Origin of the sequence: Paenimyroides marinum (assembly GCF_900108395.1) — a bacterium.
GTDB lineage: Bacteria > Bacteroidota > Bacteroidia > Flavobacteriales > Flavobacteriaceae > Flavobacterium > Flavobacterium marinum.
The window spans coordinates 23,284-45,062 of sequence record NZ_FNXE01000022.1; the positions used below are offsets into that span (position 1 = coordinate 23,284).

Below are 21,779 nucleotides of genomic sequence, written 5' to 3' on the forward strand. Positions count from 1 at the left end.
TGTAAAATTTAAACAAACATTTGTTGTAACAATCCTTTTTTATACGTTTCGGTTTTAGTTATTTGGTTTTCTACGGCTTGTATTTGCGTATCTATTGCAGATAAAAAGTTAGCGATTTTAGTTTGTTCTGCTATTGATGGAATGGATAAAGGGCAATTTAGAACTTCATTTTTTTTCAGATTTGTTTGATTTACACCATCATCAAATTTCAAGAAATAACTATTTCTATTAATTATATATTTTAAAAAAATTGGATTATTATGAAGTTGATTTGGTGTTAAAGCGCAAATTCGCTGATTTAATGTATAATAGTTATCTCTATCAATTAGCAAACATTTACCTAATGCTTTACCATTTGGTAAATCACTCATAACCATAACAATGTCATTTTTAAACAATGGTGAAATTAGTTCACTTGTATATTTTGAAACAAGACCATCTGTTGAAATATACTTTGAATTAACAACAATAAAATCTCCGTTTGAATCAATTACTTTCTCATGTCCTTTACCATTTCTAAAATTAATTACCTCTCCCAACGTTTTCTCTTCCCAATCAGGAAAGTTGTTTCCGTTATCGTCTTTAAAGCGGATTTGTTGCGAAAACAATTGTTGCATCACACCTTTTTTGTAGGTGTTTAGTTTTTCTTTTTTTTGGTTTAGAATATCCAACTGTTTATCTACCGCTCCTAAAAAATCAGCGATTTTGGTTTGTTCTTGTAGGGTTGGAATGAAAAGTTTTATTTTCTTTATATCTGAAGCTGGTAAATTTGAAACTGTAGCTTTTCTAATAAATCTATTGATTTGGTTATTTGCATATTCAGTTAAAAAATATTGTTTAAAAAACAACGGATTATTATTCTCTTTCAAACGAATTTTGACTGCATAAGCACTACAAATATAATCCATATCATCACCCTGAAAAACACCTGTTAAACCACATTCAGCAGTTGTTATCATTACTAAATCACCATATTTCAATTTATGAGTTGAAACTACATTTTCATCTAATAAAGCAATTGGCACATTTGAATAATTAATAGTTCCATTCTTTTGTATATCGGTACCTCTAATTGTCTTTACGTTACCTTCAATATTATAATCATTACTATTAAATCTTGGACCATATATATTTGAATCAATACACTTTCCTATAACAGAATAATAATCTTTTTTATCTTCTTTAAACTCAGCAAATCTCAATTTTGGTTGTAAATTTTCCATTGCTTAAAAAGGGGTATTAATGTTTAATTGGTTACAAAAATCGGCAATGGTTTGTTGGTTGGCTTGTAAATCTATATCCAACTGTTTTATATCTTCTGCTATCGCATTTATATCAATGGCTTCTTCTTCCTCAAACGTATCTACATAACGAGGTATGTTCAAGTTGTAATCGTTAGTGCGTACCTCATCAAGCGTTGCTAAGTACGAAAACTTATCTACCGTTGTTCTGTTTTTAAACGTATCTACAATGGCATTAATATGCTGGGGCAATAAAACATTTTGGTTGCCTTGTTTTTCAAAACCTTTGCTAGCATCTATAAACAAAATATTTTCGTTGTCTTTTCGGCATTTTTTTAATACCAAAATACAAGTTGCTATACCCGTACCAAAAAATATATTGGCTGGCAAACCAATTACGGCATCAATAGCGTTTAATTCTTCAATAAAATGTTTACGAATTTTTTCTTCTGTACTTCCTCTAAACAAAACGCCATGCGGTAAAACGGTTGCCATAGTTCCGTTTTCGGCTAAATGGTGGTACATGTGTTGTACAAAAGCAAAATCGGCTTTTCCTTTGGGTGCTAACGCTCCAAATTGAGAAAAACGTTCATCGTCCATAAATAAAGCGTTGGCACTCCAATTGGCAGAAAATGGTGGGTTGGCAACAATGGCTTCAAATTGTTGTTCTTTGTGCTGAGGTCGCTCTAAGGTATCATCGTTTTTAATATCAAACTTTAAATACGATACATCGTGCAAAATCATGTTCATTCGAGCCAAGTTGTACGTTGTTCTGTTCATTTCTTGCCCGTAAAACTGCCCAACTTCTTCTACTTGTTTGGCTACACGCAAAAGCAAAGAACCTGAACCACACGTTGGGTCATAAACCGATTTTAATTTGGTTTTATCGGCAGTTACAATTTTTGCTAAAATGGTAGAAACTTGTTGAGGTGTATAAAATTCGCCCGCTTTTTGTCCAGCACCTTCGGCAAATTTACCAATTAGATATTCGTACGCATCGCCTAAAACATCAGATTCTGTATTGGCTAAATCAAAATCAATTTCGTTTAAGGCATTCATTATTTTAGATATGGTTTGGTTACGCTCTAACGGTGTTTTACCAATCTTTTGCGAGTTTAAATCAATATCATAAAACAAGTTATCAAAATCATCTTGCGACTCAGTTCCAAGTGTAGAACGTTCTATATTACGAAAAACTTTTTCTAAATCATCTAAGATAAAAACATCAGTACTTTCTTCGTTTTCATTTTCTGCTTTTGCGTTTCCTTTTTTAGCTAAAGTCGAAAACAATTCAGAAGGTTTTAAGAAATAACCAACCTTTTCTACTAAAATTGCTTTTAGTTCTTCTAAATCGGCATCGCCTTGCTCTGTACCTTCTTCAATATCAAAATAGGTAATTTCATCAGGTGCTAAAACTTCATTTACTTCTGTTAGTATTTTTTCTGAAAGGTATTTGTAGAAAATAAATCCCAAGATGTAATCTTGAAATTGATTCGCATTCATTTTACCACGTAGTATATTGGCAATATTCCAAAGTTTGCTCTCTAAGATTCGTTTTTGTTCTTCTGACATTTTTAGTGTTTTATTTAAGTGTGAAAGATAGGTAAAAGACGAAATTAATCAAAATAATAGAAGTGGATATGCAAATAAAAATTAAAGTCTAAATTTTAGTACGATAAAAGTGTTTTTATAGTACGTTTTTAATTAAAAAATCTGCCAAATCCAAACCTTTGTTTTTTTCGTCTTCTGTAGCATTTAATTCAAGTATGTTTGATACTTTAATGTTACAGAATTTTTTAAATTCTTTTGCCTTATGATACCATTTATCATAGCAACCTAAATCGGGAAACAAAACAACGTTTTTTCCTGCTAATATACGCAATAATTCAACTTTTAAATTGTTTAAACCACCAGTTGCCAACCAAATATATTTTGGGTAATATACACTGCAAATGATAGCTGTTTTCTCACTTTCTACAATAGCAATTGGTTTATCTGAACCTTTTTCAGATGCATACCAAAAAGTGTTTGTTTTAGCTTAAAATCAACATTATTAATTTTCTTATGTTGCCAGTACAATTTATTGTAAGGTTCTTTTATACGTTTACCAGTATGTTTATTGTACGTCCAAATCATTTTGACAGGAACTATCTTTCAACTGGTTTATTTTTCGCAAATCTTCCAAAAAAGAGTTCGAGTTTTGTATCTTTGGCTCCACAAACTCTTTTTATCACAAGATTTTTACCTCCCTCATTTTCTTTTACTTTAATTCTTTTTAAATCTACAACACTCTATACCAAAATGGAATTAATAAAAAACTTCTAAGTACACGACAAAAATCTTAAACAGTTAACATTGAAGTAGTTATTTTTTGATATAAGTACTCTTGCGAGATAATCTAAACCATATTTAAAGACACTCACCGCTCTATTTCCGTGTTTTTTGATAACTATTGGTTTGATTTGTGTGTCGATGTAATCGACAATTTTGTAGCACCATACAAAAGCTACCATTACCAATAAAATCAATTTTTCCAACCTGTCCAAATGCGTAACGTGTGTGTCTTCCAAATTGAAACCGCTTGATTTTAATCCTCTAAAAAGCGTTTACTCATTTGTTTATATTGTTTTTAGGTATTCGTGATTGCTTCGCAGTTCAATCTGCCATCGTTGCTTGTATTTCTCCAATGCTTCATGGGGTTTATTAAAAGAAACCACTATGCAAAAATCTAATTTTCCGTCTTTTATGGTTTTCATTCCCGAAAGATAACAATATTCACCACGTATCTGCATTATCTTGCTATAATGACGTAACTGACCTGTTTTCAAATTGTTGAACAAGTGCCAAGCCGTTACCTCTTTCTGTCTTTTCGGGCAGTAAATCTTAAAATTGTTCCGTATCCTGATGTGATACCGAATATTGTTTTCATTGAGAAAACCCAACCAATCTTCTCCAACAAACTCTCTGTCTGCCAACAAACAATCTATACAATCTTTTCCGAACCAATTGATAAAATCCTGTATCAAGGCAATCCGTTCTGAAGTATGTGAGTTCCCTCTTTTATCCAACATTCTAAACATCAAAGGAAAAGCTACATTTTTGTAACTCACTCCCAACATTAGAATATTGATATTTTTCTCTCCCAACTTCCAATTGGTTCGGTCTATTACCAAAACAAGAGAATCTTTTTGCGGAAGCAAACTGAAAATAAGTTGGGAAATCCATTTCATCGGCAATTCAACCTCTGCAATAAATCGTTGAATACGTCTGTAATTGCTTGAAGAAGCTGCTTTATTGTCAAATCCTGATGAAAGTTTAGAAAAATTGACACTCCGAACTTTACACAGAGAGCTTATAAATAAACAGATGAGACGGATTCTTGCTAAATTGAGAAAGTCCGTGAAATGGGCTTGAAATACTGTTAATAATTGTGTATCTTCGCTCCTTGAGCTGATGTTCTTTTTTAAAGGCATTACGTCAGAAATAATCCTTTAATATACTGAATATCAGCTTTTTGTTAAAATTTAAAAGAACTTATTTTGTTAATTTTTAATCAAATTATAAATTTTTGTCGTGTACTAAAAAAATATGGAGAACAATTAATACGAATATATTTTTTGTTCTGTCAAATAAATATCCGGCAATTAACGAGTAAATAATAACATTTACCAAAGATAATACTGCAAAAACAGGATCCATTACTGTGAAAAAACCTAAATGAGTCAGAAAGAATAGTGCTGTTGCAAAAAGATTACCTCTACTTATTACAGAAAAATTTGATATTGTATTTGCATTAATAAAAGGTTGAAGAAAACCTCGGTAAATAATTTCTTCAGTTGTAGAACTTATAATATAACCAATAATAGAAATACCTAATGCTGATTTAATCATTTCCGGATAATATTGGTTCTCGGAATATAAAACCTGAAAATAATTATTAACACTAAACAGAATTATCAGGATTAAAATCAAAATCCAATATTTGTTTTTCCACTTAACAGGAGTGAATAAATCCCACTTTCCCCTGCTGAACAGATAAATTAAGAAAACAAATGTAGTAGCCAAAAAAGATTTAAAAAATATTTCTAATAAAGCTTCCTCTGTAAACGTCGATAAACATTGCCGTAAAGCTACTCCTGTCGCAAAAGTAATTATGAAAAGAATGAGTACTTTAATATAAATATTTGTCTTTAATTTCATAATTACAATTTACTGATCAAAGAATAATCTTTTTGATTACCCGTAGTTTGTGGGTGTGTCGTCCTGTATCGGTATTAAGAATTCCCAAATGATCCAAACGATCAATACGAACTTTGCCGTGTGCGTGGATGATGTAATTGTTTTCCATAATGATGCCCACATGAATAATCAGTCCCTCTTCATTATCGAAAAAAGCCAAATCGCCTGCTTCACTTTCTTCAATAAAACTCAACGGTTCGCCAATTTTTGCTTGTTGTGAGGCATCGCGCGGAATAAAATAGCCATTTAAACGGTAAACCATTTGGGTGAAACCAGAGCAATCAATACCAAAAGGTGTTTTTCCGCCCCATAAATAAGGAGCATTAAGATAAAGGAAAGCAGTTTGTAACAGATTTGATTTTGGTTGGACACCTGTAATTATGTTACCGTCAAAAATCAGTTGTTGGGTATTTACATCTGTAAATTCTAAAAAAGTTAAATCGCTACCTAGAGAAACGGGCAGTAAGGTATTGTTTCCCGTTACATAATCAATTAAATCGGCACAGTAGCATTTTGCTTTTTGCTGTATTTTTTGGTATTGATTTTCAGTAATCAGGGTAAATTGTTTGTTGTCAATCCAGCCTTCGTACCCATCGGTAGACAAACAGATTTTAGACCATTTTTCCTTTTGTTCTAAAATGGTAAAAGTTTCCCCGAAAAGAACCTGCGTAACCAATTCACTTCGGTCTGAAGGTTCAAAACGCAAAGGAACAATTGCCAAATTACAGATTGCAAACATATTTAGAATTTAAAAAAAGAAATGAGAAGGCAAGAATTACCTTCTCATTTTACTATAATATACTGTGTTAGATTTTTTCGATTACAATGGCAGAAGCACCACCACCACCATTACAAATAGCAGCCGCACCAATTTTACCGTTGTTTTGATCCAATACATTTAACAAAGTAACTACGATACGAGCACCTGAACAACCAAGAGGGTGCCCTAAAGATACCGCACCACCGTTTACGTTAACTTTGGCAGCATCTAATTTTAAGATGTTTGTATTTGCGATTCCTACAACAGAAAAAGCTTCGTTGAACTCAAAGAAATCAATATCGTTTAAAGAAACTCCTGCTTTGTCTAATGCTTTAGGTAATGCTTTTGCAGGCGCCGTTGTAAACCATTTAGGCTCTTGAGCAGCATCGGCAAATCCTTTAACATAAGCTAAAGGTTTTAAACCTAATTCATTTGCCTTTTCTTCGCTCATTAAAATAACGGCAGCAGCACCATCGTTAATTGTAGATGCGTTTGCAGCAGTAACCGTTCCTTCTTTTGTAAATGCCGGGTTTAATGCCGGAATTTTTTCTAATTTAACGTTTGTGTATTCTTCATCTTTGGTAACCATAATTGGATCGCCTTTACGTTGAGGAACAGCAACCGGAACAATTTCCGCGTCGAATTTACCAGCATCCCAGGCAGCAGCCGATTTTTTGTAAGAATTGATAGCAAATTCATCTTGTTGCTCTCTTGAGATATTGAATTCAGTTGCAGTAGCATCGGCATAAACACCCATTGCTTGGTTTTCGTATGCGTCAGATAAACCATCTCTTTGCATTCCGTCAACAAAAGCGGTGTTTCCAAATTTCACTCCGGTTCTTAAATTTGCATAATGAGGAATCATACTCATGTTTTCCATACCACCGGCAACAATAATATCTGCATCACCGTTAGCAATTGCCTGTGCACCCTGCATGATCGCTTTCATACCAGAAGCACACACTTTATTTACAGTTGTACACGGAACATCAGTAGATAAACCTGCAAATAACGCAGCCTGACGAGCCGGAGCCTGACCGTTACCAGCCTGAACCACGTTACCCATTATAACTTCTTCAACCTTATTTGGATCTAAATTGATTTTTTCTAGAGCACCTTTAATCGCTGCTGCACCTAATTTTGGAGCAGGAACTGTAGATAACGAGCCCATAAAACTACCTATCGGAGTTCTTACAGCTGATACAATTACTACTTTTTTATTCATAATTTTACTAAAGTTTAGTTTAGTGCGAATTTACTAAAATAATATCGTTTTTTACAAGAATATTTAAAAATCAATTCTACAAGAACAAATAAATAACAATTGTTTAAAAATAATTACCTGTTTATTTAATTGATTATTAATATTATGGTGTTTTTCAGGGATAGTTTTTTCAAAAAAAACAAACAAATACTTGCAAAGTCTTAAATCTCGTTATACATTTGCAACCGCTTAACCGATACAAGATTTTGGTTGAGAAGGAGAGGTGCCGGAGTGGTAACGGAGCAGATTGCTAATCTGTCATCGGGTAACCGATGCCAGGGTTCGAATCCCTGTCTCTCCGCATTTAAATGACCGATTCGGGGTGTAGCGTAGCCCGGTCATCGCGCCTGGTTTGGGACCAGGAGGTCGCAGGTTCGAATCCTGCCACCCCGACCAATTAAACATAGTGTTTAGGGATTGGTCCAGTAGCTCAGCTGGATAGAGCAACTGCCTTCTAAGCAGTAGGTCTCAGGTTCGAATCCTGACTGGATCACTAAAAAAATTGATTTTATAAATCATTTTGACTCGATAGCTCAGTTGGTAGAGCACAACACTTTTAATGTTGGGGTCCTGGGTTCGAGCCCCAGTCGGGTCACAAAAAGAAGTTTACAGACCGCGTGGAGGAATTGGTAGACTCGCCATCTTGAGAGGGTGGTGCTGAAAAGCGTATGGGTTCGACTCCCATCGTGGTCACGAAAAAGTCGAAAATAATTTATTGACTCGATAGCTCAGTTGGTAGAGCACAACACTTTTAATGTTGGGGTCCTGGGTTCGAGCCCCAGTCGGGTCACAAATTATATTAAAATATATAACTTTTGGTTATAAAAGACTCGATAGCTCAGTTGGTAGAGCACAACACTTTTAATGTTGGGGTCCTGGGTTCGAGCCCCAGTCGGGTCACAAACAAAAGCCAAAAGGCGCCATTTGAATCCAAAGGGTACCTTTTGGCTTTTTTTGGTATGAGTATCTTCACTTGTGGTTACCCAGTCGCTTTTGTCAACAACCAACCATTGTTTTATTTCTACCTGATTTGTTAAACAGTCCATATGGTTTTTGGGTAAGCTTTTATTTCTTTTCTTTCTATAAGATTCACCTCCAATATTTATTATTAGCTAATTTTCGGTAATAAATTGAATGATACATTATTGCCGTTTCATCCACTAAATACATCCTTATAATATATATACTACCGACCATACCAAGAGTCTTGTATTGCTAAAAATAAACCTGCAAAGAATTTAGTATAAATTTATACATTTAATAAGTCGAATATAGTATATTTGTGAACTAATATAATTATATGAAATATGATATTTTAAAAAATGTTGTCAATCTGCTTGAGGAATTTGAAGAAGATATTCTTCAAGGAAGAACATACCCTAATGATATCGAAGGTTTTAAAAGATGGATAGTTGCCAATTATAAAGGTGAAGAAAAAAATAATGAACCTAATTGGGATGGAAAAGAAAAGGGACGTAGTGCAGAAAGTGTCATTAATACTTTAATTGTCCATATGAACAGATATGCCAAGAGTTATTCCAAGTCCGCCATATTCGGATCGGATTTTTCAACACAGGAAGATTTTATCTACCTCATTAACCTAAAAGCTTTTGGAGAAATGACCAAAATGGACTTGATAAAAAAGAATGTACATGAAAAACCTGCCGGAATGCAAGTTATCAACCGGTTGATTGCACAAGGTTGGGTAAATCAAACCGATTCTGAGACCGACAAAAGAAGTAAAGTTTTAAAAATAAGCAATAAGGGAATTCAGGTTTTAGAAAAGCAAATGGACAAAATCAGAAAAGCAACTGAAATCGTTACAGGAGATTTAACCCATAACGAAAAAATGGAATTGATCAGGTTGCTCAATAAACTCAATGATTTTCATCAACAGATCTACGATAAAAATATTGAACCAGAATATTTATTGAATGAAGTTTTAAAAGATAAAAGGCGATGAAGAAAAAAATAGCCGTTATCGGTTCCGGTTTTTCGGGATTGTCTGCTACAGCTTATTTGGCAAAAGCGGGAAATGAGGTTCACGTATTTGAAAAACACGAGCAGCCAGGTGGAAGAGCAAGGCAATTTTCTACCCAACAAGGTTACGTATTTGATATGGGACCAAGTTGGTACTGGATGCCTGATATTATTGAAAGTTTTTTTGCTGATTTCGGCTACAAAATCTCTGATTTCTTCGAGTTGATTTCATTAAACCCACAGTTTGAAATGATTTTTTCACAAGAGAAAATCAGTGTACCTGAAAGTTTAGAGGAATTAAAAATCTTGTTCGAACAAATCGAAAAGGGTGCAGGATTACAATTAGAAAAATTTATGCGATCGGCTAAATTCAAATATGAAGTCGGTATGCAGGATTTCGTGAATAAGCCTTGCCATAATTGGTCAGAATTCATTTCTCCTAAAATAACTAAAAGTGCATTGAGATTGGATTTGCTGACGAACTTCAGAACCTATGTTGCTAAATACTTCAAAAGTGAAAAATTAAGAACATTGATGGAGTTTCCTGTGATTTTTCTGGGTGCTTCGCCAAAAAATATTCCTGCATTGTATAGTTTGATGAACTATGGGGGTTATGCCTTAGGAACGCATTATCCTATAGGTGGCTTCTATCAATTGGTATTGGCGATGAAAAAAGTAGCCGAAAACCAAGGTGCAACTTTTTATTTTAACAAAACCGTTGAAAGCATAAATACACAAAATGGTAAGGTAAGATCTTTAACTATCAATGGCGAGACCTATGAATTCGATATTGTAATTGCTTCTTCCGATTATCATCATACAGAAACGCTTTTAAATAAAGACCTCAGAAATTATTCTGAGGTGTACTGGAAAAGCAGAACGTTTGCACCATCAAGTTTGATCTATTATTTAGGCATCAATCAAATTATTCCCAACCTAAAACATCATACACTCTTCTTTGAAAATGACTTAGACGAACACATTGATTGTATCTATGGCGAGAAGAAATGGCCGGAAAAGCCTCTTTTTTATGTTTGTTGCCCATCAAAAACAGATAATGCCGTTGCCCCTAAAGACAAAGAAAACCTGTTTTTGTTGATGCCTTTGGCAATCGGAATAAACGATGAAGAATTAACACGGGAAAAGTATTTAATGGAAATGCTTTCAAGAATTGAAAGACATACGGGCATAGCCGATTTACAGTCAATGATTGAGTACAAAAGAAGCTTCTGTGTCAGCGATTTTATTTCAGATTACAATGCGTACGGTGGCAATGCGTACGGACTGGCAAACACACTTGGTCAAACTGCAGTTTTGAAACCTAAAATAATAAATAAAAGATTGAAAAATTTATTCTACACGGGTCAATTGACCGTTCCCGGCCCCGGAGTTCCTCCGTCCATCCTATCGGGTAAAATTGTAGCGAACGAAATAATCAAGCTTAAACAAGAAGGACTATGAAAAAGATCTTTGACGAACTATCGTGCTCGGTAAGCAAGATAACAACCCAAAAATACAGTACAAGTTTTTCCTTGGGAATTTTAGCTCTGAAACCGACCATCCGTTCTGCCATATATGCGATATACGGGTACGTAAGATTGGCAGATGAAATCGTTGATAGTTTTCACGGGTACGATAAAGAGAAGCTATTGAATCGATTAAAAGCAGAAACGGACAATGCACTGCATGAAGGAATTTCGCTTAACCCTATTCTACAATCTTTTCAAGAAACCGTACATAAATACCAAATTGAGAAAAAGCTAATCGAGCAATTTTTGCACAGTATGGAAATGGATCTGCAGAAATTAGATTACAATTCAGAACTATATAAGGAATATATTTTTGGTTCAGCGGAAGTGGTTGGGTTAATGTGCCTGCAAGTTTTTACGGATGGGAATAGGGAAAAATACAATGAACTGAAACCCTATGCAATGAAGTTGGGATCGGCTTTTCAGAAGGTCAATTTTTTAAGGGACCTGAAAGAGGATTATGTGGTTTTGGGTAGGACATATTTTCCGAATATTGATATGTGTGTATTCGATAATTACGTGAAATCGCAGATTGAAAACGAAATAGAAGAAGAGTTTAAAGAAGCCTTAACCGGGATCAGGAAACTGCCCCATTCATCCATGTTTGGTGTGTATCTGGCGTATAAATACTATTTGTCTCTGTTCCGAAAGATAAAAAGTAAATCTTCCAAAGAGATACTGAAAAATAGGGTTCGTATTCCTAATTCCGAAAAGGCATTTGTGGCATTTAAAAGTTATATAAGATATAAAACCGCTCATTTATGATGAAATTTCTTGGTTTACTGATATCTGTCTTATGTTTACTGACAAGTTTTAATACAACCAGTTTGGATACAGTAAGGGCAAATTACAGCAAAGTGGTATCTGATAAAGAATTGTGTGAAAAAATGATTGCGGAATTAGCGGAAGCAAAGAACAATTCAGCTACACATTTGGCTTATTTAGGTGCTTTGCTAACCATTTGGGCCAATCACGTCTTTAATCCGATAAGTAAACTCAACACATTTAAAGAAGGGAAGAAAAACATCGAGCAAGCAATCAAAAAAGAACCTGCCAATGTGGAATTAAGGTTTATCCGCCTTTCGGTTCAAAAAAATGCACCGTCTTTTTTAGGCTATAAATCAAACATAAATGAGGATACCGAATTTATTAAGGAGAACCGCCACCAAATCGGGTCGGAGATTTTGAAGAAAAATATAGAAATGCTTTTAATAGACTAAGCTATGAAACACAGGTTATACAGGGAGCAACAATTGAATTGCGATATCGAAACAGCGTGGCATTTTTTCTCTTCTCCAAAGAACCTGTCGAAAATAACACCCAAGGATATGGGTTTTACCGTGCTGTCGGATTATAACAGCGAACAGATTGTTGAAGGAATGGTTATCGATTATATCGTTTCGCCGTTGCTGAAAGTTCCGTTGAAGTGGAGAACGAGAATTACCCATGTGACGCCCCATAAAAGCTTTACTGATTTTCAGGAGAAAGGGCCCTATAAATACTGGAACCATTTTCATGAATTTATCCCCCATAAAGGTGGTGTGCTGATGAAAGATACGGTAGATTATGAATTGCCTTTCGGCTTTCTGGGGAAGGTTGCCCATCGGCTTTTTGTGAAAAAGAAATTGGCGGATATCTTTGATTTCCGCTACGGAGTTTTGGAGAAAATGTTTAACTCAATAAAGAACTGATATGAATTTTTTAATCGTATTGCTCACGTTTACATTGATGGAAGGGGCAACCTGGATTATCCATAAATATGTTATGCACGGTTTTCTTTGGGTTTTGCACAAAGACCATCATGACCACAGCAATGAGGGCGTTCTTGAAAAGAACGACTATTTCTTTGTCATATTTGCTATACCCACGATTGCTTTGATGTATTTCGGTTCGCTTGAAAATTTCAACTATCTGTTTTATATCGGGTTGGGCATTATGCTTTACGGAATGGCTTATTTTTTTGTGCACGATATTTTTATCCACCAACGTATCAAATTTCTGTCCCAGACCCAAAGTGTCTATTTTTTGGCACTGCGCAGGGCACACAAACAACATCACAAACATATCGGAAAAGAAGACGGCGAATGTTTCGGGTTTTTATATGTGCCTTTCAAATATTTCAAAATGTATTTTAATTCCGCGAAAAAATGATGGGATATACTTACTCCTTGGTATTGTTTTTTTCGGTCATTATTTGTTTCATCGCATCTTTTGACAGGCGGATTCTTTTTAACCGCCATTTTGGTGCGTTTATAAAGTCTGCAATCCTTGTGGCAATTCCCTTCATTGCTTGGGATGTATGGTTTACGGCAAAAGGTGTTTGGTGGTTCAACACAGATTATACGCTCGGAATAGCATTGGCTGGGTTACCAATTGAAGAATGGCTTTTTTTTATCTGTATTCCGTTTTCATGTGTATTTACCTATTTCTGTTTCGATAAGTTTTTCAGATGGGAATGGCTATCCGGCTTAAATAACCTGATCGTTTTTGTCAGCGTCATTATCTGTTCCGTGATGGCTCTGGTGCACTTTGATAAGATCTATACACTGATCACGGCCACAGCTACCATTACAACCCTGATCTATCTGCATTTTGTTGCCAAGGCGGATTGGATAGGCAAAGCATCGTTGGTGTTTACGATATTGATGTTAGGTTTCTTTCCGGTCAATGGCATTCTGACCGGTACCGAATTGGAAACACCAATCGTGAATTACAATCCCGGTGATTTTCTGGGTATACGGATACTAACGATACCCATTGAGGATGCCGTTTATGGATATACACAGTTCCTTTTGGTACTTTATTTTTTTAAACGGTTTAAACATATAGATGATGAAAGCAAAAAATAAAATTTTAACAGTGGCCTTTTCCATAGGGTTAATTGCTCTTTTACATTCCTGCGCCTCGATCCCCAAAAGGGCAAAAGCAGTGAAAAACTTTGACGTCGATGAATATTTAGGTACTTGGTACGAAATTGCCCGATTTGATTCTCGTTTTGAAAGAGACTTGGACAATGTTTCCGCTCAATACAGTCTGAACGAAAATGGCAATGTCATCGTCTTGAACAGTGGCTATAATCATAATAAGCAAGAATGGAAAAAAGCGGACGGTTTAGCAAAGTTCAGAGGAGATAAAAATGTTGCAAAACTGAAAGTAAGTTTTTTCGGTCCTTTTTATTCTGGTTACAATGTGGTCGCATTGGACAAAAATTACCAGTATGCGCTGGTTGCGGGAAAAAACCTAAAGTATTTATGGATTTTATCAAGAACAAAGAAAGTTCCCAAAGAGGTTAAAACAAACTATCTGGAAATTGCAGAAGGGATTGGCTATGATACCTCTAAACTGATCTGGGTAAAGCACGACAGGAACGATAATCCATTTTTGAATGAAAAATAAGGTCTCCGTTTTTTGGTTCCGCAGAGATCTGCGTTTGGAAGACAATGTGGGTTTGTATCAGGCACTTGCTTCCGAATTACCCGTGTTGCCGGTTTTTATTTTTGATGAAACCATCTTAACTCAATTAGAAGATAAAAAAGACCGAAGGGTTGACTATATCCATCAGGTACTCTCGGCAATAAATAGCGGGTTGAAGACATTCAACGCAAGATTGAATACATTTTATGGAAATCCGTTGGATGTTTTTAAAATGCTTTCCGAAAAATATGCTGTTCAAGGCGTTTTCTGCAATCGGGATTATGAACCGCAAGCCATTAAACGGGATATGGAGATTTACCAGTTTTTCAACGAACAGAATATTTCTTTTAAGGCATTCAAAGACCAGGTCATTTTTGATAAAAACGATGTATTGAAAAATGACGGCACACCCTATACGGTTTATACCCCGTATTCAAAAAAATGGAAAGAGCTATTGACAGAAAAAGATTATAAGTCGTATAATCCTGATTGCACTAATTTTTTCAGACAGCGGTTTGCCGAAATTCATTCGTTGAATGAATTCGGTTTTGAAAAAACAGATATAACTTTTGACCCCCCGAAATTAGATGCAAAAATCATTGACGAATACGAAAAATTCAGGGATTATCCTGCAATGCAACGGACAACAGAATTGAGCATCGCTCTTCGATTTGGCACCATAAATATTCGTAAATGCGTAGCTTTTGCATTGAACCACAATCAAACGTGGCTGAATGAATTGATCTGGCGAGAGTTTTTTATGCAGATCTTATATCATTTCCCCAAAGTGGTTAATCAATCTTTTAAATCGAAATACGATAACATCAAATGGCGAAACAATGAGCGGGAATTTGAAAAATGGTGCGAGGGAAAAACAGGGTATCCGATTGTCGATGCCGGAATGCGACAATTGAACCAAACAGGGTTTATGCATAATCGTGTTCGGATGATTACAGCGAGTTTTCTGTGTAAACATTTACTGATTGACTGGCGTTGGGGCGAAGCCTACTTTGCGCAAAAGCTGAACGATTACGATCTATCGGCCAACAATGGAAACTGGCAATGGGCATCGGGTTCGGGTTGCGATGCTGCACCTTATTTCAGGGTGTTTAATCCAACTGTTCAAACCGAAAAGTTTGACAAAAACTTGGAATACATCAAAAAATGGGTTCCGGAATTTGGAACAGATGCTTACCCCCAACAAATAGTAGAACACAGTTTCGCAAGAGACAGAGCTTTGAAAGTATATGGAGAAGCTGTCAGGGAAAACAATCAATAACGCTTTAATTAAAGTAAAATGGAGAGAAACAATGTAGTGTTGGTCGATGAAAACGATAATGCCATTGCTGAAATGGAAAAATTGGTTGCCCACGAGCAAGGGCGTCTTCACCGGGCATTTTCGGTATTTATATTTAATGATAACGGAGAGCTTCTTTTGCAGCAGCGTGCAAGCCACAAGTATCACGGAGCAGGGTTATGGACGAACACTTGTTGTTCGCATCCGCAATGGGGAGAGACTGTTGCTTTAGGTGCAGAGGAGCGGTTAAACTACGAAATGGGAATGGAATGTGATTTAAAATTGGTCTATTCATTTATTTACAATGAGCGGGTTGAAAACAATTTGACGGAACACGAACTGGATTATGTTTTTGTTGGTTATTCTGACCAATGTCCTGTTTTAAACAAAGATGAAGTACAGGACTATAAGTGGATGAATGCGGATGAAACTCTATCTGATATAAAAAATAATCCATCGCATTACACGGTCTGGTTCAAACAGGTTTTTCCGGAGTTACTTTCAAAAATCAATTCATGAAAAAGATATTAATCGCCGGAGGTACAGGTTTTGTCGGAAAAGCATTGATAAAGCACCTAGTAAATTGTGGTTATATGGTCAATGTGTTAACACGGAGGAACAAAATCAGCAGCATGGAGAACATTCGGTATTTTGAATGGGATATAAAGAAAGGATTTATTGACGAAAAAGCATTTGAGGGCGTTTCGAAAATCATCAATCTAACAGGCGCAAACATTACCGAAAAGCGTTGGACGGAAAAAAGGAAAGTTGAAATAATCGAAAGCCGGACCAAGGCAATAGATTTACTTTTTACCTATGTTACAACAAGGAATTTTAGCATAGATATCTTCATTTCATCTTCTGCCGTAGGTTATTATGGTGCGATTACTACGGATGAAATATTTACAGAGAAATCCAATAACGGCAGCGATTTTTTGGCTTCGGTTTGCCGGAAATGGGAAAAATCAGCACTGCAATTTGAAAGTTTGGGTGTTGCTACCGTGATTTTAAGAAAAGGCGTTGTCCTTGGGAGAGATGGTGGTATGTATCAAAAATTAGCACCTTTGGCGAAGTTGGGTATCAATACATCTTTAGGAAATGGCAGGCAATACTTACCCTGGATTGACATCCGGGATTTAGTCCGGTTGTATGAATTCATCTTGAAGACAGATGAACTCAGCGGGGTTTTTAATGCTGTTTCTTCCGAGCACATTATGATGAATGATTTTTCTAAAGCCCTGCTAAGGTCATTCGGAAAAACGAGTTTTTTGCCCAATGTACCAGCATTTCTGGTAAGGTTATTTTTGGGGGAAATGTCCGTGATGTTGTTAAAGGGTTCTAGGGTCAGCAATTACAAAATAAAACAAACCGGCTTTAAATTTGAGTATAGCTCGATTGAGAAGACATTTTTTATGTAGTAATAAAGCTGGTTGAAGACTTTAGTATAGCTTTCTTTATTGACATTTTTTACAATTTCCGTTTTTCCGTGTTTAAGATAATTTTCGGTTTAGCGGAGCTAACTTTATTTTTATCTAGATCATACTTATAAGAGGTGTCTTTCAATTGGTTCAATCGCCTTAAATCTTCCAATAAAGAGTTCGAGTTTTGTACCAGTGGGTTCACTTTAAAGACAGATCTATTTATTTTAGATTTGTCTTTTTTTATAATTATAAACTGATTTGATGAATTTTACTTAAAAGAATATCTTACTGTTTATAGTTTAAATTATTATCAACAAACGCTTTATATTTTTGTTGTTTTTTTATTAAAATTAATTTGTTAAAAATAAAAAAAGACTCTAAATTTGTTGCGTTCTATACCTGTCTTTAACATAGGTAATAAGTTCTGAAACGACTCGATAGCTCAGTTGGTAGAGCACAACACTTTTAATGTTGGGGTCCTGGGTTCGAGCCCCAGTCGGGTCACAAAATTTATTTCGGATTTTTAGGAGAGGTGCCGGAGTGGTAACGGAGCAGATTGCTAATCTGTCATCGGGTAACCGATGCCAGGGTTCGAATCCCTGTCTCTCCGCATTTAAATGACCGATTCGGGGTGTAGCGTAGCCCGGTCATCGCGCCTGGTTTGGGACCAGGAGGTCGCAGGTTCGAATCCTGCCACCCCGACCAATTAAACATAGTGTTTAGGGATTGGTCCAGTAGCTCAGCTGGATAGAGCAACTGCCTTCTAAGCAGTAGGTCTCAGGTTCGAATCCTGACTGGATCACAAATCGTACTTTTTAAGTGCGATTTTTTTGTTCCTAATCTTTTCTTCTTACCAGATATTTTAAAAAATAAAAGTTTACCATTTAGAAAAATGATAAACTTTATAGTTAAAGGTTAAGAGGGGGGCATCACTTTATTTGAAAAGTTCTTTGAGTTTGTTTTCTAACTCATCGCCTCTTAAATCTTTGGCTATGATGACTCCATTTTTATCTAAAATGATTGTTTTAGGAATAGAAGTTATTTTGAAAGTTTGTAACAAAGGTTCGTTCCATCCTTTTAAATCAGAAAGTTGAAGCCACGATAATTGATCTTTTTCTATGGCATTTATCCATTTTTGTTTATCGTTATCTAATGAAATTCCAATGATGTTTAAGCCTTTGTCTTTGTATTTATTGTAAAGTGCCACCACGTTAGGATTTTCTTTTCGACAAGGAGCACACCACGAAGCCCAAAAATCAATAATGGTGTATTTCTCAAGGTTTTTATAAAGTGTTTGTTTTGTTTCATTCACATCTGTTAATGAGAAATCGGCAACTTTTGCACCTATTTTAACGTTCTTATATTCTCTTAAAAAAGAAGCTAATTTTTGTCCGTTTTCAGAATTTTTATCTATTAGTTCCAAATCAGAATAAAATTTCTCTAATACATCGTAATCCTCTTCTTTAAAAGTGCTTTTTAATTTTTCGGCTATTAAGATTTTTGTGTATGCATTCTTTTTATTTTGTTCTATAAATTTGAACTTAGCGATGTCTATTTTATTTTTAACGGCTTTTTCTAATAAAAAGTGTTTGTAATAAGCTTCTTGTTCTTCGGGTGTAAACTTTGAAGGATTTAAAATTTTAGGCTTTTGTTTTGTAAGCTTGTCTAATTCTTGGTAATAGGGTTTTATAAAATGTTCGTATTTTGATAACCCCTCATTTTTTTCCGTTCCTTTTAAAGAGTAAGTGTTATTTGCTAGATTAAATTTAATATTGGTAGTCCCTTTAACATTGTAAAGTTTTATATAGAAATCGGGATTGTCTTTTGTATCTATATAAATCAATTTATCGTTATCTGCAATATGGAATTCAAATTTGTTTTTGTTTACTACGGTACTGTCTAAAACGATCCAGTTATAATTGGTAAATTCTTTAAGATAAACAGTAAAATTTGTAGTATTCTTTTTTACATCTCCTTTAATTGTGTGTTGTGCATTTACTATAAACGGGATGAAAAGTAAACATAAAATAAATTGCTTTTTCATAGTTGTAAAAAATAAAAGTCGGTAACAATGTACCGACTTTTTATGATATTTGAAAGAATATTATTTTAAAAGTTCTGCAACTTTTGCTTCTAATTCTGCTCCTCTTAAATTTTTAGCAACAATTGTTCCGTTTGCATCTAAAAGGATCGTTGCAGGGATTGCATCAATTGCGTATTCTTTCGCTATTTCATCGTCCCAATATTTTAAGTTTGATATTTGTAACCAATCTAATTTATCGTCTGCGATAGCTTTTACCCAATTTTCTTTTTCTTTGTCTAATGAAACGCCGATTACTTTAAAACCTTGTGCCTTGTATTTGTTGTAAAGTGCCACTACGTTAGGGTTTTCTTTACGACAAGGTCCACACCACGAAGCCCAAAAATCTACCAAAGTTACTTTTCCTAAGTTTTTATGTAAAGATTCTGCTTTACCTTCAGGAGTATTGGCTGTGAAATCAGGTGCTTTTTTTCCAATAGCTACTTTTTCTTGCTTTGCAGCATGCTCTTTTTCGTTTTCTTCAATTTTTTTCAAGTTATCTGCAAACTCTTTTCCTTTTTTGGTATCTTTTACAGAAGCATCGAAAGCATTGTAGTAATTTTTAATTTCTTCTGTTGTCAAGGCATCAGACATTGCCAATTGCGTTAACAGCAACAAAGAAATATAAGAATCTTTATTGGTGCTGATAAAGTTTTTGTTGAAATCAACATATTTTTCTTGAATTTTAGAAACCTGCTCTCTTAAAGACTGTATTGTTAACTGATCCCCCTTTTGTTGTGCTTCTATAAATGCAGCTTGGTTTTGCTGTTCAAAATCCTGCATTTCTTTTTGTATTTCTTTCTGCATTTTAAGAGCTTCTTCATTGTAAGAAGTCATTAAATCGTTGTTTTTTGTACCAGTTACTTTAGTACTTTCCTGATTTGCCTTGTCAAAAGAGAATTTAATTTCACCTTTTTCTAACACCATAGGATACATAAACATTTTTGTGGTATCCAATTCAATAAAATATAAATCAACTTCTGGCGCTTTGCTGTTTTTAAATTCAAATAATCCGCCTTTAACTACCGTTGAATCTATTTTGGTAAATCCGTTTTCATCTTGTTTGTTAATATAAACTTTAGTTCCGTCTTCAAAACCTTTTACTTCACCGTTAATTGTGTATCCGTCTTTATTACAAGAAACTAAAACTGCTGCGGTAAACGCAAGCGCAAAAAATTTTTTCATTTAAAATAGTAAATTTAATTTGGGGTAAATGTATAAAATATAATGTTAATAAAATTAAAATTAACTGATAGAGTTTAAAATTAACAGAATCCAGCTTAAAAGCAACAGTAATCCGCCAATGGGTGTAATGGGACCTAAAACTTTTAACTTTTTGTTTAGAGCTCCACTAATGCAAAGTCCGTAAATACTGAAACTGAACAATATAATGCCTAAAGTTAGCGAATAATATAACAGGTTTTGATAATTTGTGACAAACTTTAAATTAAATCCTACAAGTACTAATAATAATGCGTGATACATTTGATATTTTACGCCGGTTTCAAAATTTTTTAGTTGCTCATCATTAAAAAATTTCTTTAAAGCGTGTGCACCAAAAGCGCCAAGAATAATTCCTAATGCGCCAAAAACGGCTCCTGTGGTAATAAAAATATTCATAATTAGTTCAATGTTAATTCTCCTAAAATTTCTTCAGACATAAATGGTCCTCCGGGATATTTCGCCGTATAATCTAAATTCAGCCAGATCTTTCCACGCTCGTCTATGTGGTAATGTATGGTTCTTCCTTTTGATTCCTGAACAAATAGAACTTCTTTAATCAGATAAATAACGTTTTCCAGGTCGGCTTTTGTTCCAATCAACATTTCGGGATACATGTGTTCTTTGGTGTGGATCAGTCTTGGTGTTCCGCCAATAGCTCTGATAGATGCCGCCATTAAAATGGAATGATCGTCGCAATCTCCCGAAAAATGTTGTAACGATTCTGAAGCGGTGGCAATATATTCACGGTTTTTAGGGTCGTTTACATAATTCCATTTGCTTTGAATTTCTTTAAAAATCGCAAAACATTGAATAATTTGTCGGTATTCTCTGTAGCCTTTGATGTTTCTGAAATGTTTTGATGTAGCGCCCACAGCAAAATTGCGTACTTGGGGATTATCAAATTCTATTGCTTTTAAAATTTTTGATTTGTTAGGAAAAGGCAACAATTTTGAAACAATAATATCCTGCGGATTAGGATTGTCGCTCATAGCATAAATCATGGAACGATAATCTTCAAAAACCGATTTAAAACCGTAACCTGTAAACAACGTTCCAAATAATAAAACCAGTAAGTAAAGAACAATTGCAAAGAATAAAAACCGTTTTATGTAATGTAAGCAGTACGTTACAATTAAAGTAATGACCAAAAAAAGTAAAATCCTGTCTAAGTGAAGGGGCCACTCCGGATCAATTAAATTTTGATGCATAATGATAAAAACCGGAATTAAAATTAAAACCGTTAACAAAAAAATTATAATAGTGTCCCAGGGTTTAGGCAGGCTAAACTTGTTAAGGGTACGCAATAATTTAATGTTTGGTTTTTTCATCA

The 21,779-nt window shown here is 34.8% G+C and carries 23 protein-coding genes and 11 tRNA genes; 22 read left to right on the forward strand and 12 right to left on the reverse strand.

What is annotated here, in order from left to right:
• Nucleotides 1–8 precede the first annotated feature (8 nt).
• The 8 genes from BLW20_RS08430 to BLW20_RS08460 form a co-directional block, all read right to left on the reverse strand.
• Nucleotides 9–1,223, reverse strand: a complete 1,215-nt coding sequence (locus BLW20_RS08430; protein WP_091099002.1) for a restriction endonuclease subunit S — start codon at nt 1,221–1,223, stop codon at nt 9–11.
• Between the two features lie 3 nt (nt 1,224–1,226).
• A complete protein-coding gene (locus BLW20_RS08435) occupies nt 1,227–2,813 on the reverse strand; it encodes a type I restriction-modification system subunit M (protein ID WP_091099006.1) in 1,587 nt (528 codons plus the stop codon).
• A 115-nt stretch (nt 2,814–2,928) separates the two neighbouring features.
• The gene (locus tag BLW20_RS08440) at nt 2,929–3,228 is read right to left on the reverse strand and encodes a DUF6371 domain-containing protein (protein WP_262492799.1); all 300 of its coding nucleotides are present in this window, start codon (nt 3,226–3,228) and stop codon (nt 2,929–2,931) included.
• On the reverse strand, nt 3,216–3,377 hold the full coding sequence (locus BLW20_RS14970) for a DUF6371 domain-containing protein (protein ID WP_397334305.1): 162 nt from the start codon (nt 3,375–3,377) through the stop codon (nt 3,216–3,218). The genes BLW20_RS08440 and BLW20_RS14970 overlap by 13 nt, the downstream gene beginning before the upstream one ends.
• Before the next feature lie 482 nt (nt 3,378–3,859).
• Nucleotides 3,860–4,714, reverse strand: coding sequence for an IS4 family transposase (locus BLW20_RS08445; protein ID WP_143037762.1), 855 nt, complete (start codon nt 4,712–4,714; stop codon nt 3,860–3,862).
• Nucleotides 4,715–4,799: 85 nt separating this feature from the next.
• Complete coding sequence (locus tag BLW20_RS08450) at nt 4,800–5,441, reverse strand: CPBP family intramembrane glutamic endopeptidase (protein WP_091099013.1); 642 nt, start codon at nt 5,439–5,441, stop codon at nt 4,800–4,802.
• A 16-nt stretch (nt 5,442–5,457) separates the two neighbouring features.
• A complete protein-coding gene (locus BLW20_RS08455) occupies nt 5,458–6,219 on the reverse strand; it encodes a C40 family peptidase (protein WP_091099017.1) in 762 nt (253 codons plus the stop codon).
• Between the two features lie 67 nt (nt 6,220–6,286).
• The gene (locus BLW20_RS08460; RefSeq protein WP_091099020.1) at nt 6,287–7,465 is read right to left on the reverse strand and encodes a thiolase family protein; all 1,179 of its coding nucleotides are present in this window, start codon (nt 7,463–7,465) and stop codon (nt 6,287–6,289) included.
• Nucleotides 7,466–7,721: 256 nt separating this feature from the next.
• Between BLW20_RS08460 and BLW20_RS08465 the strand changes: the two genes are divergently transcribed.
• The 22 genes from BLW20_RS08465 (at nt 7,722) to BLW20_RS08570 (ending at nt 17,947) form a co-directional block, all read left to right on the forward strand.
• Nucleotides 7,722–7,805, forward strand: a tRNA-Ser gene (locus BLW20_RS08465).
• A gap of 17 nt (nt 7,806–7,822) precedes the next feature.
• Nucleotides 7,823–7,900 (forward strand) — tRNA-Pro (locus BLW20_RS08470).
• A gap of 23 nt (nt 7,901–7,923) precedes the next feature.
• Nucleotides 7,924–7,997: transfer RNA gene (locus tag BLW20_RS08475), tRNA-Arg, on the forward strand.
• Between the two features lie 29 nt (nt 7,998–8,026).
• Nucleotides 8,027–8,099 (forward strand) — tRNA-Lys (locus BLW20_RS08480).
• Nucleotides 8,100–8,115: 16 nt separating this feature from the next.
• A tRNA-Leu gene (locus tag BLW20_RS08485) sits at nt 8,116–8,197 on the forward strand.
• Nucleotides 8,198–8,221: 24 nt separating this feature from the next.
• A tRNA-Lys gene (locus BLW20_RS08490) sits at nt 8,222–8,294 on the forward strand.
• 37 nt (nt 8,295–8,331) lie between these two features.
• Nucleotides 8,332–8,404: transfer RNA gene (locus tag BLW20_RS08495), tRNA-Lys, on the forward strand.
• A gap of 400 nt (nt 8,405–8,804) precedes the next feature.
• A complete protein-coding gene (locus tag BLW20_RS08500; RefSeq protein ID WP_091099023.1) occupies nt 8,805–9,467 on the forward strand; it encodes a MarR family winged helix-turn-helix transcriptional regulator in 663 nt (220 codons plus the stop codon).
• Nucleotides 9,464–10,945, forward strand: coding sequence for a phytoene desaturase family protein (locus BLW20_RS08505; RefSeq protein WP_091099027.1), 1,482 nt, complete (start codon nt 9,464–9,466; stop codon nt 10,943–10,945). The genes BLW20_RS08500 and BLW20_RS08505 overlap by 4 nt, the downstream gene beginning before the upstream one ends.
• Nucleotides 10,942–11,778, forward strand: a complete 837-nt coding sequence (locus tag BLW20_RS08510; protein ID WP_091099030.1) for a phytoene/squalene synthase family protein — start codon at nt 10,942–10,944, stop codon at nt 11,776–11,778. The genes BLW20_RS08505 and BLW20_RS08510 overlap by 4 nt, the downstream gene beginning before the upstream one ends.
• Nucleotides 11,775–12,233 (forward strand): hypothetical protein, encoded by a 459-nt coding sequence (locus BLW20_RS08515; RefSeq protein ID WP_091099034.1) that lies wholly within the window; start codon nt 11,775–11,777, stop codon nt 12,231–12,233. The genes BLW20_RS08510 and BLW20_RS08515 overlap by 4 nt, the downstream gene beginning before the upstream one ends.
• Nucleotides 12,234–12,236: 3 nt before the next feature.
• The gene (locus tag BLW20_RS08520; RefSeq protein ID WP_091099037.1) at nt 12,237–12,704 is read left to right on the forward strand and encodes an SRPBCC family protein; all 468 of its coding nucleotides are present in this window, start codon (nt 12,237–12,239) and stop codon (nt 12,702–12,704) included.
• A gap of 1 nt (nt 12,705) precedes the next feature.
• Entirely contained in the window at nt 12,706–13,164 is a 459-nt protein-coding gene (locus tag BLW20_RS08525) for a sterol desaturase family protein (protein ID WP_091099041.1), read from the forward strand.
• Complete coding sequence (locus BLW20_RS08530; RefSeq protein ID WP_091099044.1) at nt 13,161–13,862, forward strand: lycopene cyclase domain-containing protein; 702 nt, start codon at nt 13,161–13,163, stop codon at nt 13,860–13,862. The genes BLW20_RS08525 and BLW20_RS08530 overlap by 4 nt, the downstream gene beginning before the upstream one ends.
• On the forward strand, nt 13,846–14,409 hold the full coding sequence (locus BLW20_RS08535) for a lipocalin family protein (RefSeq protein WP_091099048.1): 564 nt from the start codon (nt 13,846–13,848) through the stop codon (nt 14,407–14,409). Before BLW20_RS08530 ends, BLW20_RS08535 begins: the two co-directional genes overlap by 17 nt.
• Nucleotides 14,399–15,706 (forward strand): cryptochrome/photolyase family protein, encoded by a 1,308-nt coding sequence (locus BLW20_RS08540; RefSeq protein ID WP_091099051.1) that lies wholly within the window; start codon nt 14,399–14,401, stop codon nt 15,704–15,706. The genes BLW20_RS08535 and BLW20_RS08540 overlap by 11 nt, the downstream gene beginning before the upstream one ends.
• Before the next feature lie 18 nt (nt 15,707–15,724).
• Nucleotides 15,725–16,243, forward strand: coding sequence for an isopentenyl-diphosphate Delta-isomerase (idi, locus tag BLW20_RS08545; RefSeq protein WP_091099055.1), 519 nt, complete (start codon nt 15,725–15,727; stop codon nt 16,241–16,243).
• Entirely contained in the window at nt 16,240–17,142 is a 903-nt protein-coding gene (locus BLW20_RS08550; protein WP_091099059.1) for a TIGR01777 family oxidoreductase, read from the forward strand. The genes idi and BLW20_RS08550 overlap by 4 nt, the downstream gene beginning before the upstream one ends.
• 434 nt (nt 17,143–17,576) lie before the next feature.
• Nucleotides 17,577–17,649 (forward strand) — tRNA-Lys (locus BLW20_RS08555).
• 22 nt (nt 17,650–17,671) lie between these two features.
• A tRNA-Ser gene (locus BLW20_RS08560) sits at nt 17,672–17,755 on the forward strand.
• Nucleotides 17,756–17,772: 17 nt separating this feature from the next.
• Nucleotides 17,773–17,850 (forward strand) — tRNA-Pro (locus BLW20_RS08565).
• A 23-nt stretch (nt 17,851–17,873) separates the two neighbouring features.
• Nucleotides 17,874–17,947, forward strand: a tRNA-Arg gene (locus BLW20_RS08570).
• 132 nt (nt 17,948–18,079) lie between these two features.
• On the opposite strand, the gene BLW20_RS08575 is transcribed toward BLW20_RS08570, so the two are convergent.
• The 4 genes from BLW20_RS08575 to BLW20_RS08590 are packed head-to-tail and all read right to left on the reverse strand — an operon-like array spanning nt 18,080 to nt 21,777.
• On the reverse strand, nt 18,080–19,189 hold the full coding sequence (locus BLW20_RS08575; protein ID WP_143037763.1) for a TlpA disulfide reductase family protein: 1,110 nt from the start codon (nt 19,187–19,189) through the stop codon (nt 18,080–18,082).
• 60 nt (nt 19,190–19,249) lie between these two features.
• Nucleotides 19,250–20,410: a TlpA disulfide reductase family protein gene (locus tag BLW20_RS08580; protein WP_245725295.1), complete on the reverse strand. Its 1,161-nt coding sequence runs from the start codon at nt 20,408–20,410 to the stop codon at nt 19,250–19,252.
• Between the two features lie 60 nt (nt 20,411–20,470).
• Nucleotides 20,471–20,845 carry a DUF423 domain-containing protein gene (locus BLW20_RS08585; protein WP_091099062.1) on the reverse strand — a complete coding sequence of 125 codons (375 nt, stop codon included), beginning with the start codon at nt 20,843–20,845 and terminating at the stop codon, nt 20,471–20,473.
• Nucleotides 20,846–20,847: 2 nt separating this feature from the next.
• Nucleotides 20,848–21,777 carry a transglutaminase-like domain-containing protein gene (locus tag BLW20_RS08590; protein ID WP_091099065.1) on the reverse strand — a complete coding sequence of 310 codons (930 nt, stop codon included), beginning with the start codon at nt 21,775–21,777 and terminating at the stop codon, nt 20,848–20,850.
• Between the last annotated feature and the right edge of the window lie 2 nt (nt 21,778–21,779).